Annotated in this window: 16 protein-coding genes and 1 rRNA gene; 11 read left to right on the forward strand and 6 right to left on the reverse strand. The window is 60.4% G+C overall.

Going from position 1 to position 17,663, the window contains the following annotated elements:
- Positions 1–463, reverse strand: a 16S ribosomal RNA gene (locus tag OJHNALOF_RS02580); the annotation flags it as partial.
- 484 nt (positions 464–947) lie between these two features.
- On the opposite strand from OJHNALOF_RS02580, the gene rapA reads away from it, so the two are divergent.
- Genes rapA through OJHNALOF_RS02600 form a run of 4 tightly spaced genes read left to right on the forward strand, consistent with a single transcriptional unit; the run spans position 948 to position 6,185 of the window.
- Positions 948–3,821, forward strand: coding sequence for an RNA polymerase-associated protein RapA (gene rapA / locus OJHNALOF_RS02585; RefSeq protein ID WP_165661068.1), 2,874 nt, complete (start codon positions 948–950; stop codon positions 3,819–3,821).
- Positions 3,822–3,842: 21 nt separating this feature from the next.
- Complete coding sequence (locus tag OJHNALOF_RS02590; protein ID WP_206063545.1) at positions 3,843–4,502, forward strand: RluA family pseudouridine synthase; 660 nt, start codon at positions 3,843–3,845, stop codon at positions 4,500–4,502.
- Positions 4,502–5,302, forward strand: a complete 801-nt coding sequence (locus OJHNALOF_RS02595) for a DUF3530 domain-containing protein (protein ID WP_165661070.1) — start codon at positions 4,502–4,504, stop codon at positions 5,300–5,302. Before OJHNALOF_RS02590 ends, OJHNALOF_RS02595 begins: the two co-directional genes overlap by 1 nt.
- Positions 5,235–6,185: a D-2-hydroxyacid dehydrogenase gene (locus OJHNALOF_RS02600; RefSeq protein ID WP_165661071.1), complete on the forward strand. Its 951-nt coding sequence runs from the start codon at positions 5,235–5,237 to the stop codon at positions 6,183–6,185. The genes OJHNALOF_RS02595 and OJHNALOF_RS02600 overlap by 68 nt, the downstream gene beginning before the upstream one ends.
- 92 nt (positions 6,186–6,277) lie before the next feature.
- On the opposite strand, the gene djlA is transcribed toward OJHNALOF_RS02600, so the two are convergent.
- Positions 6,278–7,081 (reverse strand): co-chaperone DjlA, encoded by an 804-nt coding sequence (gene djlA, locus OJHNALOF_RS02605; protein WP_094201900.1) that lies wholly within the window; start codon positions 7,079–7,081, stop codon positions 6,278–6,280.
- A 241-nt stretch (positions 7,082–7,322) separates the two neighbouring features.
- Between djlA and lptD the strand changes: the two genes are divergently transcribed.
- The 6 genes from lptD to OJHNALOF_RS02635 are packed head-to-tail and all read left to right on the forward strand — an operon-like array spanning position 7,323 to position 14,017.
- Positions 7,323–9,698 (forward strand): LPS assembly protein LptD, encoded by a 2,376-nt coding sequence (gene lptD, locus OJHNALOF_RS02610; RefSeq protein ID WP_165661072.1) that lies wholly within the window; start codon positions 7,323–7,325, stop codon positions 9,696–9,698.
- Between the two features lie 25 nt (positions 9,699–9,723).
- Positions 9,724–11,040, forward strand: coding sequence for a peptidylprolyl isomerase SurA (gene surA / locus OJHNALOF_RS02615; protein WP_165661073.1), 1,317 nt, complete (start codon positions 9,724–9,726; stop codon positions 11,038–11,040).
- Positions 11,037–12,026 (forward strand): 4-hydroxythreonine-4-phosphate dehydrogenase PdxA, encoded by a 990-nt coding sequence (gene pdxA, locus OJHNALOF_RS02620; protein WP_165661074.1) that lies wholly within the window; start codon positions 11,037–11,039, stop codon positions 12,024–12,026. Before surA ends, pdxA begins: the two co-directional genes overlap by 4 nt.
- Positions 12,019–12,828, forward strand: coding sequence for a 16S rRNA (adenine(1518)-N(6)/adenine(1519)-N(6))-dimethyltransferase RsmA (gene rsmA, locus OJHNALOF_RS02625; protein WP_094201897.1), 810 nt, complete (start codon positions 12,019–12,021; stop codon positions 12,826–12,828). Before pdxA ends, rsmA begins: the two co-directional genes overlap by 8 nt.
- Entirely contained in the window at positions 12,828–13,202 is a 375-nt protein-coding gene (apaG, locus tag OJHNALOF_RS02630; protein ID WP_094201896.1) for a Co2+/Mg2+ efflux protein ApaG, read from the forward strand. The genes rsmA and apaG overlap by 1 nt, the downstream gene beginning before the upstream one ends.
- Positions 13,202–14,017, forward strand: a complete 816-nt coding sequence (locus OJHNALOF_RS02635; RefSeq protein WP_165661075.1) for a symmetrical bis(5'-nucleosyl)-tetraphosphatase — start codon at positions 13,202–13,204, stop codon at positions 14,015–14,017. The genes apaG and OJHNALOF_RS02635 overlap by 1 nt, the downstream gene beginning before the upstream one ends.
- Before the next feature lie 33 nt (positions 14,018–14,050).
- Here the strand turns inward: OJHNALOF_RS02635 and folA are convergent, their stop codons facing one another.
- The 4 genes from folA to rplU all read right to left on the reverse strand — a co-directional run bounded on the left by folA (position 14,051) and on the right by rplU (position 16,419).
- Positions 14,051–14,539 (reverse strand): type 3 dihydrofolate reductase, encoded by a 489-nt coding sequence (folA, locus tag OJHNALOF_RS02640; RefSeq protein ID WP_165661147.1) that lies wholly within the window; start codon positions 14,537–14,539, stop codon positions 14,051–14,053.
- Positions 14,540–14,546: 7 nt separating this feature from the next.
- Positions 14,547–15,713, reverse strand: coding sequence for an Obg family GTPase CgtA (gene cgtA / locus OJHNALOF_RS02645; protein WP_094201893.1), 1,167 nt, complete (start codon positions 15,711–15,713; stop codon positions 14,547–14,549).
- 119 nt (positions 15,714–15,832) lie between these two features.
- Positions 15,833–16,090: a 50S ribosomal protein L27 gene (gene rpmA, locus OJHNALOF_RS02650; RefSeq protein ID WP_014291574.1), complete on the reverse strand. Its 258-nt coding sequence runs from the start codon at positions 16,088–16,090 to the stop codon at positions 15,833–15,835.
- Between the two features lie 17 nt (positions 16,091–16,107).
- A complete protein-coding gene (gene rplU, locus OJHNALOF_RS02655) occupies positions 16,108–16,419 on the reverse strand; it encodes a 50S ribosomal protein L21 (RefSeq protein ID WP_094201892.1) in 312 nt (103 codons plus the stop codon).
- Between the two features lie 234 nt (positions 16,420–16,653).
- On the opposite strand from rplU, the gene ispB reads away from it, so the two are divergent.
- Positions 16,654–17,628 (forward strand): octaprenyl diphosphate synthase, encoded by a 975-nt coding sequence (gene ispB / locus OJHNALOF_RS02660; protein ID WP_094201891.1) that lies wholly within the window; start codon positions 16,654–16,656, stop codon positions 17,626–17,628.
- Positions 17,629–17,663 lie beyond the last annotated feature (35 nt).

The raw sequence follows: 17,663 nt of genomic DNA on the forward strand, positions 1-17,663 counted from the left end.
CAACCTCCTTTCCTCACCACTGAAAGTGCTTTACAACCCGAAGGCCTTCTTCACACACGCGGCATGGCTGCATCAGGGTTTCCCCCATTGTGCAATATTCCCCACTGCTGCCTCCCGTAGGAGTCTGGGCCGTGTCTCAGTCCCAGTGTGACTGGTCATCCTCTCAGACCAGCTAGAGATCGTCGCCTTGGTGAGCCGTTACCTCACCAACTAGCTAATCTCACTTGGGTTCATCCAATCGCGCAAGGCCCGAAGGTCCCCTGCTTTCCCCCGTAGGGCGTATGCGGTATTAGCCGTCGTTTCCAACGGTTATCCCCCTCGACCGGGCAGATCCCCAAGCATTACTCACCCGTCCGCCGCTCGCCGGCAAAAGTAGCAAGCTACTTTCCCGCTGCCGCTCGACTTGCATGTGTTAGGCCTGCCGCCAGCGTTCAATCTGAGCCATGATCAAACTCTTCAATTAAAGACTTGATGCTCAATGAATATCTGAATTGCTGCTATTTCTAGTGCACTTCACACAACATTGAAAAACAATATTTTTTTGTTTCCCAACATCCTGCGAGTGCCCACACAGTTTGCTTGATAAATTGTTAAAGAGCGTTGACCCTTCATCGGGTCAGGGCTGCGTATTCTACGCAATCCTTGGTGTTCGTCAAGCGTTGAATCAAACTTTGTTTCGTGTTGTTTCAACCCTTGTGACCGTCGGCGTGTTGCCCCGTGTCAGTGAGGGCGCATTATAGGGAGCCGCCGATTTTGCGCAAGGGCTTTTTGAGAAAAAATGGCTTCCACCGTATCGTTCGTTCACTTTTCCGGCAGAGGGTCGTTTCCCCTCTTTATATGCCTCACCTTATACTGAATGTTCGAGCCCGATCACGGATGCAGCCTTGCGGGGCTTTGGGGTAAGATAGCGCCCCTTTTTTACGCCCCCCTTCAGCTTGGAGAATTGAATGCCTTTTTCCCTCGGCCAACGTTGGATCAGCGATACCGAAACCGATCTGGGACTGGGAACCGTGGTTGCCATTGATGTGCGCATGGTCACCATGTTGTTTCCCGCCTGTGGTGAGAACCGCATGTACGCCATCAACGATGCTCCGGTGACCCGAGTCATGTTCAACCCCGGCGATGTCATCAGCAGTCACGAAGACTGGGAGCTGGAGGTGGAGTCGGTGTCCGAGCAGGACGGCTTGCTGGTCTATCACGGCAAACGCCTGGACACCGAGGAAGAAACCAGCCTGAAGGAAACCTTCCTCAACCACTTTATCAAGCTGAACAAACCCCAGGAGCGGTTGTTTGCCGGGCAAATCGACAAGATTGGCCGCTTTAATCTGCGCTACCAGGCATTGATGCACCAGTTCAGCCAGCGTCGCTCGCCCTTCCGCGGCCTGGGCAGCGGCCGCATCGGCCTGATTCCCCACCAGCTGCATATTGCCCATGAAGTGGGTAACCGCCATGCCCCCCGAGTATTGCTGGCCGATGAAGTGGGTCTGGGCAAAACCATTGAAGCGGGCATGATCATTCAGCAGCAGTGGTTGTCGGGCCGGGCCGCACGCATTCTGATCCTGGTGCCCGACGCGCTGATCCACCAGTGGCTGGTGGAGATGCTGCGTCGCTTCAACCTGCACTTTGCGCTGTTTGACGAAGAGCGCTGCGTCGAGGCCTTTGCCGACTCGGCCAATCCCTTTGATACCGAGCAGCTGGTGCTGTGCAGCCTCGACTTCATCACCAAAAAGCGCAAGCGTTTTGAACAGCTGGCCGACAGCGACTGGGATCTGCTGGTGGTGGACGAAGCCCACCACCTGGTATGGGACGCCGAGCGCCCCAGCCGCGCCTATGAAGTGGTGGAAGCCCTGGCCGAGGAGATTCCCGGTGTGCTGCTGTTGACCGCCACCCCGGATCAGCAAGGCCACGAAAGCCATTTTGCCCGCCTGCGCCTGCTCGACCCCGAGCGCTTTTACGACTATGACGCCTTTCTGGCAGAAGAAGAAGAATACCGCCCGCTGGCCGAAGCCGCCGAGGCGCTGCTGGCGGAGACACCGCTGGACGCTGCCGCCCGCGCCCGCCTGACCCCCTTTATGGATGGCGAAGAGCATGCCAGCCTGGAGACCCCCGAGCAACGCCGGGCGCTGCTGGCCCGACTGCTGGATCACCACGGTACCGGCCGCCTGCTGTTCCGCAACACCCGTCAGGCCATCAAGGGCTTTCCGTCACGCCGGTTGCATACTCACCCCCTGCCCCTGCCCACCCAGTACAAGACCGCCATTCGCGTGGCTGGCCTGATGGGCAGCCATCAGGACACCGCCGCCCAGGCGCTGCAGGCCCTGTACCCGGAAGAAATTTACCGCCAGTTCGAAGGCGGCGACAGCAGCTGGACCCAGTTCGACAGCCGGGTTGACTGGCTGCTGGACTACCTCAAGGAAAACCGTAACAACAAGGTGCTGATCATCACCGCCAAGGCCGGCGTGGCCCTGGCACTGGAAGAAGTGCTGCGCACTCGGGAAGGCATTCGCGGCACCGTGTTCCACGAGGGCATGTCACTGCTGGAGCGGGACAAGGCCGCCGCCTACTTTGCCCAGCAGGAAGGCGGTGCCCAGGTGATGATCTGCTCCGAAATCGGTTCGGAAGGCCGCAACTTCCAGTTTTCCCATCAGCTGGTGCTGTTTGATCTGCCCCTCAACCCGGATCTGCTGGAGCAGCGCATCGGCCGTCTGGACCGCATTGGTCAGCAGCACGACATCGACATTCATGTGCCCTATCTGGAAGACACCGCCCAACAGGCGCTGACCCTGTGGTATGAGCAAGGCATGGATGCCTTCAGCAAACCCAATGCGGTGGGACAGCCGGTGTATCAGCAGGTGTCTGAGCGCCTGCTTGAGCTGCTGGCCGGCCACGGCCAGGACAGCGAGGCGCTGGCCCAGCTAATTGAAGACACTCGTACCCTCACCCAAACGCTGATCAGCCAGATGGAGCAGGGCCGGGATCGGCTGCTGGAGCTCAACTCCAGCGGCGCCCTGCAACAGCATAATCTGGCGGAACAGCTGGCGAAGACGGATGAAGATCCGACCCTGGCCATTTTTGCCATCAAGCTGCTTGACGAAGTGGGCGTGCATCAGGACGACAAGGGCGAAAACGCCATTGTGCTGCGCCCCACCGAGCAGATGCTGGTACCCAACTTTCCCGGCCTGCCCGAAGACGGCGCCAGCATCACCTTTGACCGGCATACTGCCCTGGGGCGGGACGATCTGCAGTTCCTGAGCTGGGATCACCCCATGATCCGCGGCGGCATCGATCTGGTACTGGGCTCGGAAATCGGCACCACCTCGGTGGCCATTCTCAAAAACAAGGCACTGCCGGTGGGTACCCAGTTCGTCGAGCCCATCTTTGTGGCCGAGTCCGCCCACCACGCCCAGTTGTATCGTTTTCTGCCACCGGCGCCCATTCGCCTGCTGCTCGACAAGAATGGCAACAACCTGGCCGACAAGGTCAGCTTTGACGCCTTTGACAAACAGCTCAGCCCGGTAAATAGACATCTGGGCAGCAAGCTGGTAAACGCCTCGCAAGCGGTGATTCATCAGCAGCTGCAAGCCGCCGTCCCAATGGCCGAATCCCAAATGGAACAGTTGGTGGAACAGGCCCGTGAACGTATGCACGCGGCCATGGGCCAGGAGTTGAGCCGACTGCAGCAGCTGGCGAAGGTCAACCCTAACGTGCGCCAGAGCGAGATCGATCACCTGCAGGAGCTGAAGGCCGAACTCGACAACCTGCTCAGCCATACCCGCTTAAAACTGGACGCGATTCGGTTTATTGTGGTCAGCCATCAGTAACTAAAGAGCCCAATCATGGTATTGCTGCGTTACGATCCGCCGGTGGATCCCCAGTTCGACATTCTGTATCAGGATGACAGCCTCATCGTGCTGAACAAGCCCAGCGGCCTGCTCAGCGTGCCTGGCCGGGATCCGGTGCACTTCGACAGCCTGTCACTCAGGGTGTCGCGAGTGTTTCCATCGGTGCAGGTAGTGCACCGGCTGGACATGGCCACCTCCGGGGTGATCGTCATGGCGCTGAACCCCAAGGCCCACCGGGAGCTCAGCCGCCAGTTTCGCGAGCGGGAAACCGAAAAGCGCTACTATGCCTGGGTGCATGGCCAACCGAGTGAGGACGAGGGCAGCATTGACCTGCCCCTGTGCTGCGACTGGCCCAACCGCCCTCGGCACATGGTGAGCCATGAACACGGCAAAAAGGCGCTCACCCACTGGCGCTGCCTGCGCCGTGAAGGCCTACGCAGCCTGATGGAGCTGACCCCCATTACCGGTCGCTCCCACCAGCTGCGGGTGCACATGCTGAGTCTGGGACACCCGATACTGGGCGACAACCTCTACGCCGAGGGCGAGGCGCTGACCATGGCGCCACACCTGCAGCTGCATGCCGCCTGGCTGGCCTTTCGTCATCCCAGATACAAGCACCGGCTGGAGTTTACGGCCCCCGCACCGTTTGAGGTGAGCTGATGATAAGGGCGGCGCTGCTGATGCTGGGCTGGCTGACGGTGGCACCGGCCCTTGCACAGATTGACTGGAACGCCCGTGCGGAGTACCAAGCCGAGGCCAGACTACTTTACTTTGAGGCCGCGCGACCCGAGGCGCAGGGCGCTTTGCTGGTGTGGCCGGAGCTGGAGCAGACTCATCACTGGCTGGCCATGGCACCCTGGTGGCAACAGCGGGGCTGGGAGCTTCGAGTGCTGCTGCCCGACGAGCAACAGCGCCGGTTCGATCCCGCCGCCGAGCAAATCCCGCAAGCGCAGCAAGGCTGGCTCGAGCAACTGGGGCGGCGCCTGACGGCGGTATTAACCACCGACCGGAACATACCTCAGCTGGTGCTGACCCAGGGCAGCGCCACTCTCTGGTATCAGCAGCTGGTCGAAGGCGGCACACTGCCGCCGCCCGACGGCCTGATAGTAGTGGATGCGGTGCCCCGGTCTGCGGCACACCAGCGCATGCTCGCCATGGGCCTGGCGCGGGCAGGTTGGCCGGTACTGGATCTGTTTACTACCGGCAATGACGCCGCCGTCCCCAACCGGGAGCAGCGCCAGCACAGTGCCGCCCGCCGGGCCGCCGATTACACCACAGAACCACTCCATGACATCCACCACCCGGAGCGGCAGATTGCCGCCTGGCTGGTGCGCCGCGGCTGGCTGCCCTTGCCACCCGGTGCACCCGACTACCTGAAAGGAAGGACCTTGAATGAATCTGGTATTTCTCGACCGGCAAACCCTGGCGCCGAGCGTGAGCCTGCGCCGGCCAACCTTTGACCACCACTGGCAGGAATATGCAGAAACCGCCCCGGAACAGGTGGTGCAACGTTTGCTGCACGCCGAGGTGGCCATCGTCAACAAGGTGAAAATCGGTGCCGCCGAGCTGGCAAAGCTGCCCGCCCTCAAGCTGATAGCCCTGGCCGCCACCGGCAGTGACAACGTGGATTTGGCCGCCTGCCGGGCCGCCGGCGTGGCGGTGTGCAATATTCGCAATTACTCGAAAAGTGCGGTACCCGAACATGCCCTGTCGCTGATGATGGCACTGAGCCGCAACCTGCACGCCTACCGGTCATCGGTGGCCGACGGCCGCTGGCAGCAAGCGGGCCAGTTCTGCTATTTCGACTACCCGGTGCGGGATCTGAAGGACATGACCCTGGGGTTGATTGGCTACGGCACCATTGCAAGGGATCTGGAGCGACTGGTCCGGGCACTGGGCATGGACGTGATCGTCGCCGCTCGCAAGGGCCAGCCGGCAGAGCCGGGCCGTCAGTCCTTTGAGCACGTGCTGGCCGAAGCCGACGTGATCAGCCTGCACTGCCCGCTCACCGCCGATACTCACCACCTTATCGGCGAGCAGGAGCTGGCCATGATGAAACCGGATGCCCTGCTGATCAACGTGGGCCGGGGCGGACTGGTGGACGAGGAGGCACTGCTCTGTGCACTCAAGGAACAGCGCATTGGTGGTGCCGGCTTTGATGTGGTCAGCGCCGAACCGCCAGCCTCAAATAATCCGCTGATGCAGGCGCTGGACTGCCCCAACTTTATTCTTACCCCGCACATCGCCTGGGCCAGCCAGGCCGCCATGCAGCGATTAGCGGATCAGTTGGTGGATAATATTGAAGCCTTTGCAGCAGGACGGGAACAAAACCGGCTGGTGTGAAACCCGAAAAAAGAGTGAGACGTAAAGGTGAGACGCCTGTGAACTGACATTTCGTCTCACCTCTCACGTTCCACGTTTACGCCTTACCCACGTCAACGCAGATTGCGCGCGGCCTTGATGGTTTCCCAGGCCTGCTGAATGTCCTGGGCCTTTTCCTTGGCCATTTCCATCATTTCCTTGGGCAACCCTTGCGCCACCAGCTTGTCAGGGTGATGCTTTGACATCTGCCGGCGATAGGCCCGCTTCACGGTGGCGTCGTCGGCCCCTGATTCCACCTCCAGAATACGATAGGCATCGCGCAGCCGATCCTGGGGCGGTGTGGTAAAGCCCCCCTGGCCTCCGGCCCGCCCCTGGCGGTACATATGTAACTGCGCCTCGGCAAAGGCCAGCAACTGCTCCAGCTCCTGCTCGGAAAAACCGAGCTCGGCGGCAATGGTATGCAGCAGGCGGCGCTCGGCCGGATGCAATTCACCGTCGGCAAATACCAGCTGCAGCTGCACTTCCATAAAGAAGCGCAACAGGTTATGGCTGTTGCGCACCTGAGCCCGAAATCGACGCAGGGTCTGTTGCAACGGAAAATCGCTTTCCTTGCCATCGCGAAATGCCTGGCGTGCCTCGGCCTGTTGTGCCGCCCCCAGACGCATCTGTGCCATCAGCTGCTCGGCCAGCCGAATTTCCTCACTGGTAACCCGGCCGCTGGACTTGGCCAAGTGCCCCATGGTGGCAAAGGTGGCATAGAGAAACTGCTGTTGGGTGTCCTTGACCATGCCCCAGGCGCCGGCCAGCTTTTGATCGACCTTGTGCCCCAGCCAGAGCCCCAGCAGGGCGCCAGGAATATTACCGATAAGAAAGCCAAGCAGACAGCCGATGATCTTGCCCTTGATGTGTGCCAGCATTTACCGTCCTCCCCGCACGAAGAAGCCGACGGGAGGAAGTGCGAAATAACGCCTGAAGTCACGGTATGAGGTCATGGAAAGGTTTCTACGGTTGGATTCGGCCGGGCCGAGCCCCGGCGTAGAGCTGGCAGCGAGAATGCTTTATCATAGCCAGCTACCATAAAAGAATGACACCAAAAGCTCAACCAGCCCGCAGGAACCCGGGCGGTGTCGCCAACACCAGGAACGAGAGCATCACCCCATGAGAATACGGATTATTGGCCTTCCCCTGCTGTTTGTTTCCGGCCTGAGTCAGGCACAAGTTACCCCCCTGGAACAGCACGACGATGCCGACGCACGGCTGCTGCCCTTCAGTCGCTGTTTCAGCCATGTACCGCTGCTCGCCGAAACCGGCCAGACCGATACCGACGCCCCCATTTCGGTGACCGCCGAGGTGCTCAACGCCACGCGGGACGGCAAAATTCTCTACCGGGGAGACGTGGAGGTCATTCAGGGCGAACGCCGCCTCAACACCGATTATATGGAGCTGGAGCAGCAAAGCCGGGATGTGCTGGCGGAAGGCAATATTCGCCTCACCGACGGTACCATTACCGTGGAAAGCGACACTCGCCTCACCGGCAACCTGACCACCAAGGACACGGAACTGGATCAGGCCCGCTACCAGCTGCACGGAGACCCGGGCCGGGGTGAAGCACAATTGGCACAGCTGACCGGAGCAAGCGGTCAGGTAGACCTGAGCAGCGCCAGTTACACCACCTGCCCGCCGGGCGAAGAGGTATGGCAGTTAAAAGCCAGCACGGTAACCGTGGAGCAGGACGAGATCTTTGGCGAGGCCTGGAATGCGGTGTTGTGGCTGGGCGACGTGCCGGTATTTTACTTCCCCTACCTCAAGTTTCCGGTCAAGAATGAACGCCAGAGCGGCCTGCTCTATCCGACCCTGGAAATTAGCGGCGATAACGGTACCGACTTTCGTCTGCCCTATTACTGGAACATTGCACCCAACTACGATGCCACCATCACGCCCCGCTACATGGAAAAACGCGGCACCATGGCCCAGCTGGAGTTTCGCTACCTGCCGGTGGAAGGCCAGAACGGAATACTCTACGGCGAATACCTGTCCAGCGACGACAGCCTGAGTGACGATCCCGAGCTGGCCGACGAGGAGTGGCGGGATGATGCCCGCTGGCTGTTCCACTGGCGCCACAACGCCCGCTTTGACGAAGAAGGCCACTGGCGTGGCAATGTCGACTACACCCAGGTGGCCAGCTGGGACTATGCCTACCTGGACGACTTTAACCCTCCGGTGGGCACCGAGGTAGACGATCAGCTGCTGCAGTCATTTCGGGGCGGCTACTACGACCGGCACTGGCAGCTCACTACGGAAGTACGGGACTATCAGGTCCTGGAGCCCAACCTGGCGACCCAGCCATTTCAGCTGATGCCGGCACTGGTGCTGAACAGTTACCGGGGCCTGGGGGATGTTGATTTGGCCCTGGACTCGGAGTTGACTCGGTTTGGCAACGACAACGACACTACCTATGAAGCCACCCGCTTTCACGCCGAGCCCCGGCTCGTCTATTCCGTGGTGGATCAGGCCGGAGTGCAGGTCAAGGCCGATATTGGCGCCTACTACACCCACTACGAGCAGGACATTCCTTCCACCCTGGCGCCCTTTTACCGTGAACAGTGGGGCTTTGATAGCGACACCCTGGACAGCAGCGTAGACCGGCTGCTGCCACGGCTCAGGCTCAACGCCGGCCTGGTGTTTGATCGGGAAGCCCGCTGGTTTGAACAGGACTTTACCCAGACCCTGGAACCCCAGCTGCAGTACCTCTACGTTCCCTATGAGGATCAGGACAATATCGGCCTGTACGACACCACCAACATGCGTCAGGACTATTACAGCCTGTTCAGCGACCGCCGCTTTGCCGGCCTGGATCGCATCAGCGACGCCAACCAGCTGACCGCCGGCTTTACCAGCCGCATCTATGATGACAGCGGTACCGAGCGGCTGCGCCTGGCCCTGGCCCAGTCGTTCAACTTCACCCCGCCCAGGGTACGCCTCTATCCCGGCGAAGAGCTCGACGATACCAAGCGCTCCTTCCTCACCTTTGAAGGCGATCTCAACCTCGACAACAACTGGTTTATTCATGGTGAGGCCCAGCAGGACACCCGCAACCAGCGGCTGGCGGCTGGCAACCTGACCCTGGAATACAATGAGCAGGGCAAGCTGGCCCAGTTCGGTTTTCGTCACCTTAACCAGGCCTATTTCAGCGAAAGCCTGAGCGACGATCTCAACCAGATTGGCGGCACCGTATTCTGGCCGGTGGCGCCCCAGTGGAGCGTGGTTGGCGGCCATTACCGGGATATTGAACTCCAACGCAATATCGATACTCTGATAGGACTGCGCTACGACTCCTGCTGCTGGGCGGTGAGCCTGGTGTGGGAACAATGGCAGAAAGAAGACAAGCTGTTCAACCCCACCAGTACCACCCAGGAAACCAGTATAGGACTGCGCTTCGAAATGAAGGGATTCAGCTCCCTGGGCACCGGCAGCGAATTCAAGCCCGGCACTCGGCTGTTGCCCTATTACCGTCCGTTCAACCTCAATAACTGATTTTTCATTGCGCACAGGATTTGTCATGAACCAAAGATGTAAACAACTGCTGATGGCCGCCGCACTGGGTGTGCTGTCGGCTACCAGCCACGCCGCCGAGTTGCTGGACAGAACCGTGGCCCAGGTCAACAACGCCGTGGTACTGGAAAGCCAGCTCAACGCCCTGGTGGACCAGGTACGCCGCAGCGCCCAGGACGCCGGCCAGCCCCTGCCCGACGACCAGCGCCTGCGTAAACAGGCACTGGAGCGCCTGATCCTGGAAAGCCTGCAACTGCAACTGGCCGAACGGCTGGGTCTGCGTATTACCGACACTCAACTTGAACAGGCACTGGCCAATATCGCTCGCGGCGAAGGCAAAAACCTGGAGCAGCTGCGTGCCGGTGTTACCGCCAGCGGCCAGAGCTGGGCCGGCTTTCGCGAGCAGGTACGCAATGAGATCCTGATGAGCGAGCTGGCCCGCAACCAGGTGCGCCGACGCATCAACATTTCCGATCAGGAAGTCAAACAGGTGGTTCAGATGATTCGAGAGCAGGGTCAAAGCAACGCCCGCTACCGAATTGGCAATATTCTGCTGCCCCTGCCCGCCAACCCCAGCAGCGAGCAGCTGCGCCAGGCCAACCGCCAGGCCGAGCAGCTGCTGGCCGAACTGAAACAGGGCGCCGACTTTCGCAAGCTGGCCATTGCCCACAGCGCCGGTCCCAAGGCCCTGGAAGGCGGTGACTGGGGCATGATGGCCATGGGAGAGATGCCATCACTATTCAGCGAGGCGGTGAGAAATCACGCAAAAGGTGATATTATCGGCCCCATTCGCTCCGGCGCCGGCCTGCACATTCTCACCATTTTCGACATGAAGGGTGGCAAAACCCAGGCCGTGCAGGCGTTGGAGGTCCGCGCCCGGCACATTCTGATCAAGCCTTCCGTCATTCTCAGTGAAGACAAGGCCCAGGCCATGCTGGAAGGGTTCGCCCGCTCCATTCGCAATGGCGAGGCCAACATGGCGGAGCTGGCCGAACAGTTTTCCGATGACGCGGGTTCAGCCGTCAATGGCGGCGATCTGGGCTGGGCCTCACCCGAATTGTATGTCAGCAGTTTTCGTGACACCGTCACTCGGCTGCAACCGGGCGAGCTGAGCACACCGTTCCGTTCCGAGCACGGCTGGCACCTGGTGCGGCTGGAAGACAAGCGGGTGCTGGACGCCACCGAGCAGGCCACCGAACAACGGGCCTATCAACTGATTTTCAACCGTCGCTTTACCGAAGAAGTGCAGACCTGGCTGGACGAGCTCAAGGATCAGGCCTACATCCGTATTGTCGACGCTCAATTATCCGATGGTGATTCGTGAGTTGTAAACGCATAGCCATAACCCCGGGCGAGCCCGCCGGCATCGGTCCCGAACTGATGCTGGCGCTGTCCGATCTCGACTGGCCGGTGGAGCTGGTGGTGATCGCCGACCCGGCGTTGATTCAGGCCAGGGCCGAGCTTCTGGGCCGCGACATTACCCTGCTGCCCTACCGGCAGCAGGCCAAACCCGTGCCCCAGCGCGCCGGCACCCTGACCATAGAGCCGGTCACCCTGGCCAAACCGGCCGTGCCCGGCGTGCTGGACGAAGCCAACGGCCTCTACGTGCTGGAGACCCTCAAGCGGGCCTCGGACGGCAACATGAGTGGTGAGTTCGACGCCGTGGTCACCGGCCCGGTCAACAAGGGCATCATCAACAAGGCCGGCGTGTCCTTCAGTGGTCACACCGAGTTTTTTGCCCAGCAGGCCAATGTGCCCGATGTGGTGATGCTGCTGGCCACCCCCGGCCTGCGCGTGGCCCAGGTGACCACGCATATTCCCCTGGCCTATGTGGCCCGGGCCATTACCGAAGAGCGGCTCACCAAGATCACCCGCATTTTGCACGCCGAGCTGAAAAGCAAATTCGGCCTCGCCAATCCGCGTATCTATGTGTGCGGCCTCAACCCCCACGCCGGGGAGGATGGCCACCTGGGCCGGGAAGAACTCGACATCATCATTCCCGCCCTCAACGCCCTGCGCGAGGAAGGCATGGATCTGGTGGGACCGCTGTCGTCCGATACCGTATTCAACGAAAAAAACATGAAGGATGCCGACGCCTTCCTGGCCATGTATCACGATCAGGGCCTGCCGGTACTAAAGTACATCGGTTTCGGCAAGGCAGTGAACATTACCCTCGGGCTGCCCTTTATTCGCACCTCGGTGGATCACGGCACCGCCCTGGAGCTGGCCGGCACCGATCAGATAGACGCAGGCAGCATGCTCTGCGCCCTTAACCAAGCCATTGAGATGATAGAAAAACGCGATGAATAGCAAGGTCCACCAGGGGCACAAGGCCCGTAAACGTTTTGGCCAGAACTTTCTGCACGATGACTACACCATCGATCAGATTGTCAATGCCATTCATCCGACCGACGACTACACCATGGTGGAAATCGGCCCCGGCCTCGGCGCCCTTACCGGTCCGGTGTGCGACCGTATTCAGCGCCTCAATGTGGTGGAGCTGGACCGGGATCTGGCGGCCCGACTGGAAACCCATCCCTTCCTGAAGGACAAGCTCAACATTCACCAGGCCGATGCCATGAAGTTTGACTTCGCCGGCCTGTGCGAGCCGGGCAAGAAGCTGAAAATTTTCGGCAACCTGCCCTACAACATATCCACCCAGCTGATGTTCCACCTGTTTGAGTTCTCGGCGCTGGTGGCCGACATGCACTTCATGCTGCAAAAGGAAGTGGTCAACCGCCTTGCCGCCGGCCCCGGCAGCAAGGCCTATGGCCGCCTCAGCGTAATGGCCCAGTATTACTGTGAAGTGGTGCCAGTGCTGGAAGTGGGCCCGGAAGCCTTCAAGCCCGCCCCCAAGGTAGACTCGGCGGTGGTACGGTTGCTGCCCTATGAAACCCCGCCTCACCCGGTGAAAAACATGAAGGATCTGTCCCGGGTCACCGCCGACGCCTTTGGCCAGCGCCGCAAAACCATTCGCAACAGCCTGAGCCACCTGTTCAATGCCGACGAGATCACCGCCCTGGGCCTGGAACCGTCGGCTCGCCCCGAGCAGCTGACCCTGGCCCAGTACGCTACCCTCGCCAACGCCCTGACACAGAAAAAGGAAGCCTGATGTCCGCCGCCGCCATTCACATTTCCCCGGAGCCCCGTTATCTGGCCGAGCGCTCGTCGCCGGAAGACGATCACTATGTGTTCGCCTACACCATTACCATCACCAACCGGGGTGATGAAGGGGTTACCCTGATCAGCCGCCGCTGGCTCATCACCGACGCCAACGGCAAGCGAGTGGAAGTGGAAGGCAGCGGCGTGGTGGGCGAACAGCCCACCATAGCGGCGGGGGACGAATACTCCTACACCAGTGGTGTCAGCCTGGAGACCCCGGTGGGCGTCATGGAGGGCTTTTACACCCTGCGCCGGGACGATGGCAGCGAGTTTGAAGCCCCCATTCCCGCCTTTCGGCTGGCCCTGCCCAACCTGATCAACTGATGGCGACCTATATCGTCGGTGACCTGCAGGGTTGCCTGAGCGAGCTGAACCGGTTGCTGGCCGAGGTGGGCTTTACACCATCCCGGGATGAGCTCTGGCTCACCGGTGATCTGGTGGCCCGGGGGCCAGACTCCCTGGGCTGTCTGCGCCGCATCCTGGCCCTGGGCGCTGCCGCCACCACCGTGCTGGGCAATCACGACCTGCACCTGCTGGCGGTGGCCAGTGGCCTGCGTGCGCCGAAAACAGCCGACCGTATACACGACATTCTTCGGGCCGCCGACCGGGCCGACCTGCTCTACTGGTTGCGGCAGCAGCCGCTGCTGGCCCGCCATGAGCGGCACGGCTTTGTGATGACCCATGCCGGCATTCCGCCCCAGTGGACGGTGACCGAAGCCGAAGACGCCGCCCGGGTCGCCGAGGCCGAGCTGCGCTCAGCCCATTACCGGGATCGGCTGCGGGACATGTACGGCAACCAGCCGGACGGTTGGCGTGATGATCTTGGTGATCTTGAACGGCTGCGCTTTACCATCAATGCCCTGACCCGCATGCGGCTATGCCATGGCGACGGCCGGCTGGACTTCGATTACAAGGCAAGCCTTACCGACGCCCCGGCGGAGCTTCATCCCTGGTTTGATCTGCGGGATCACCATGAAGATCCGCCCCTGGTGTTTGGCCATTGGGCGGCACTGGAAGGTCAATGCGAGCAACCCGGCATCCATGCGCTGGACACCGGCTGTGTGTGGGGCGGCAGCCTGACCCTGCTATGCTGGGAAACCGGCGAGCGCATCAGCACCCCCTGCCCGGTACATGCTTGAAGACACAAAAAGCCCGGCATTTGCCGGGCTTTTTTATTTAATCCTTTCCAGCACCTGAAAACGGCAATCGTAGGCATTACGCTCGTCGGCAGGCCTGTGCTGTTCGCTCACCAGCCGCCAGTCCTGCTCATTCATCGCCGGAAAACGAGTATCGCCGTCGATATGGGCATCGATGCGGGTGATATAAAGGCGCTCGGCCAGGGGCAGAAAAGCCCCGTACAGCTGACCGCCACCCATCACCATGATTTCTTCCGCGTCCGCCAGCAGGGCCAGCGCCGCCTCGGGGGATGGCACCAGCTCGGTGCCGGCCGGAGCATCACGCAGGGAGCGGCTGACGATGACATTGCGCCGGCCCGGCAACGGCCGGCCGATGGACTCATGGGTGTTGCGGCCCATCACCACCGGCTTGCCCAGGGTGCTCTGCTTGAAGTAAGCCAAATCCGCCGGCAGGTGCCAGGGCATGCCGTTGTCGCGGCCAATGACCCCGTTTTGAGTCATGGCCACGATCATCGACAGCGTCATGATAGAGTTACTCGCGGGTGTAGATGACATGGCCGTCGTCTTCCTCGTCGTCCCAGTCGTCATCATCCTCATCGGCCACATCCGCTTCGTGCATGGCAGACTGGTGGTACTCATCCCATTTAAAGCTGACCGGCTCCCGGGCCGCTTCCAGCTCTGCCTGGCTGCGTGGGTGCTCTTCCAGAAACGCCATCAGCGCCTGGGTCAGCTCTCGTGTACCTTCCTTGCTGATGGCGCTCATGCGGAATACCGGCCCCTGCCAGTCCAGCAGCTCGGTAACCCGGGCGATCACTTCCTCGGCCTGCTCGTCGTCTACCAGATCCAGCTTGTTGAAGACCAGCCAACGGGGCTTGGCGGCCAGCTCTTCGCTGTACTGCTGCAGCTCGTTGACGATGATGTCGGCGTTGTCGGCCGGATCGGTGCCATCGATGGGCAACACATCAACCAGGTGCAGCAGCACACGACAACGCTCCAGGTGCTTGAGGAAACGAATGCCAAGGCCGGCGCCGTCGGCGGCCCCTTCAATCAGACCGGGAATGTCGGCCACCACAAAGCTCTTCTGGCCGTCACAACGCACCACGCCCAGGTTGGGTACCAGGGTGGTAAAGGGGTAGTCCGCCACCTTGGGCTTGGCCGCCGACACCGAACGAATAAAGGTGGACTTGCCGGCATTGGGCAGACCCAGCAGGCCCACATCGGCCAGCAGCAGCAGCTCCAGCAATACGTTGCGGACTTCACCCGGGGTACCGTTGGTCTTCTGCCGCGGCGCCCGGTTTACCGAGCTTTTAAAGCGAGCATTGCCCAGACCGTGAAAACCACCCTTGGCCACCAGCAGCTTCTGACCATGACGGGTCAGATCGCCGAGGATCTCGCCGGTCATCTCGTCCTTGGCGCGGGTACCCACCGGCACCGTCAGCACCAGGTCCTTGCCGCGCTTGCCGGTGCAGTTGCCGCCACGACCGTTTTCGCCCCGCTCGGCCTTGTGGAAGCGCTCGAAGTGATAGTCGATCAGGGTGTTGAGGTTCTCGTCGGCCAGCAGATAAACATCACCGCCATCACCGCCGTCGCCACCATCGGGACCGCCCTTGGGAACGTACTTCTCCCGGCGGAAACTGACACAACCGTTACCACCGTCGCCCGCATCAATGCGGATTTCCGCTTCATCGACAAATTTCATTTCACTGCTCTCCCATTCGTTTTCTGAGCCTGTGTATCCGGCTCACATGCCGAACGTGCCTTTATTAAAGCAAAAAGCCCCGCCGGTTGGCGGGGCTTTTAAGTAGTTCTGCCTGTAACTTATTCGGTTACAATGCTTACGAACTTGCGGTTCTGGGGACCTTTAACCTCAAACTTCACCTTGCCATCGGCTTTGGCGAACAGGGTGTGGTCCTTGCCCAGGCCAACGTTGTCGCCGGCGTGGAACTTGGTGCCGCGCTGACGAACGATGATGTTGCCCGCCAGGACAGATTCACCACCGTAACGCTTTACACCAAGGCGTTTGCTTTCTGAGTCGCGACCGTTACGAGTAGAGCCGCCTGCTTTTTTGTGTGCCATGGAACTTAACTCCTCTCTTAGGCGCTGATACCAGTGATCTTCACTTCAGTGAACCACTGACGGTGACCCTGCTGTTTGCGAGAGTGCTTACGACGACGGAACTTGACGATCTTGACCTTTTTGCCACGACCATGAGCAACTACTTCTGCAGTTACCTTGCTGCCATCAACGTAGGGTACACCTACTTTAACGTCTTCACCTTGGGCCACCATCAGCACTTTGTCGAATTCGACAGCTGCGCCGGTTTCCACGTCCAGCTTTTCCAGACGAACAACTTGGCCTTCGGCTACACGGTGCTGTTTTCCGCCGCTTTGGATTACCGCGTACATGATTTTAACTCCGAATATGGCACTTTTGCCCCAGAGGGCCGTGCACTAAAACTGTTCTACAATGGCCGCGCATTGTACGCAAATTGATCCCCCGAGACAAGGGGAGAAGGTGCAAAAAAATGATGCCCATCCGCATTGCGGGCCGTGCCCGGCGGGACAGGTTTATCCCTTTGACGAATCGTGTAAAATCCTACCACCAATGAATTCAGACTGCATCGTCCGGCTTATAACTTTATGGTAGATATCAACAGGATCAAACAACTGACCGAGCAAGACATGCAAGCGGTCAACGAGCTCATCATGACCCGGCTGCAGTCGGACGTCAGCCTGATTAACCAGCTGGGTTTTTACATTGTCAGCGCCGGCGGCAAGCGCATGCGCCCCATGCTCACGGTGCTGGCGGCCCGGGCCCTGGGCTATGAGGGCAACGATCACATCAAGCTCGCAGCCTTGCTCGAATTCATTCATACCTCCACCCTGCTGCACGACGACGTGGTCGACGAGTCCGAGTTGCGCCGGGGCCGGGATACCGCCAACGCCCTGTTCGGCAATGCCGCCAGTGTGCTGGTGGGCGACTTCCTCTACACCCGCTCCTTTCAGATGATGACCGAGCTCGACAGCATGCGCATTATGCAGCTGCTCAGTGAAGCCACCAATATCATCGCCGAAGGGGAAGTGCTGCAGCTGATGAACTGCAACGATCCCGACACCACCGAAGCCAGCTACATGCAGGTGATTTACTGCAAGACCGCCAAGCTGTTCGAAGCCGCTACCCGCCTGGCGGCGGTGCTGACCCACCAGCCCGAGGCCATTGAGCAGGCCATGCTCGACTACGGCAAATACCTGGGCACCGCCTTCCAGCTGATGGACGACGTCATGGACTACAGCTCGGACGCGAGTGACATGGGTAAGAACGTGGGCGACGACCTGGCCGAAGGCAAACCCACCCTGCCCCTGCTGCGAGCCATGGAAAAGGGCTCCCCGACCCAGCGCGAACGCGTTCGCGACGCCATTGCCAATCGCACCGGCATGGATCATCTGGACGAAATCATGGCCATACTGGTCGAGACCGAGGCGCTGGATTACTGCCGCCAGCGCGCCCGGGAAGAGGCACAGAAGGCCATCGATGCCCTGAGCGTGCTGCCCGACTCCGAGCACAAGGCGGCGCTGGTGGATCTGGCCCATATGGCGGTAGAACGTACCAGCTAACGCTGGCTGTGAAATGTGAGGGGTAAGCTTCTTTC

It is taken from the genome of Oceanimonas sp. MB9 (assembly GCF_011319775.1).
Classification (GTDB): Bacteria; Pseudomonadota; Gammaproteobacteria; order Enterobacterales; family Aeromonadaceae; genus Oceanimonas; species Oceanimonas doudoroffii.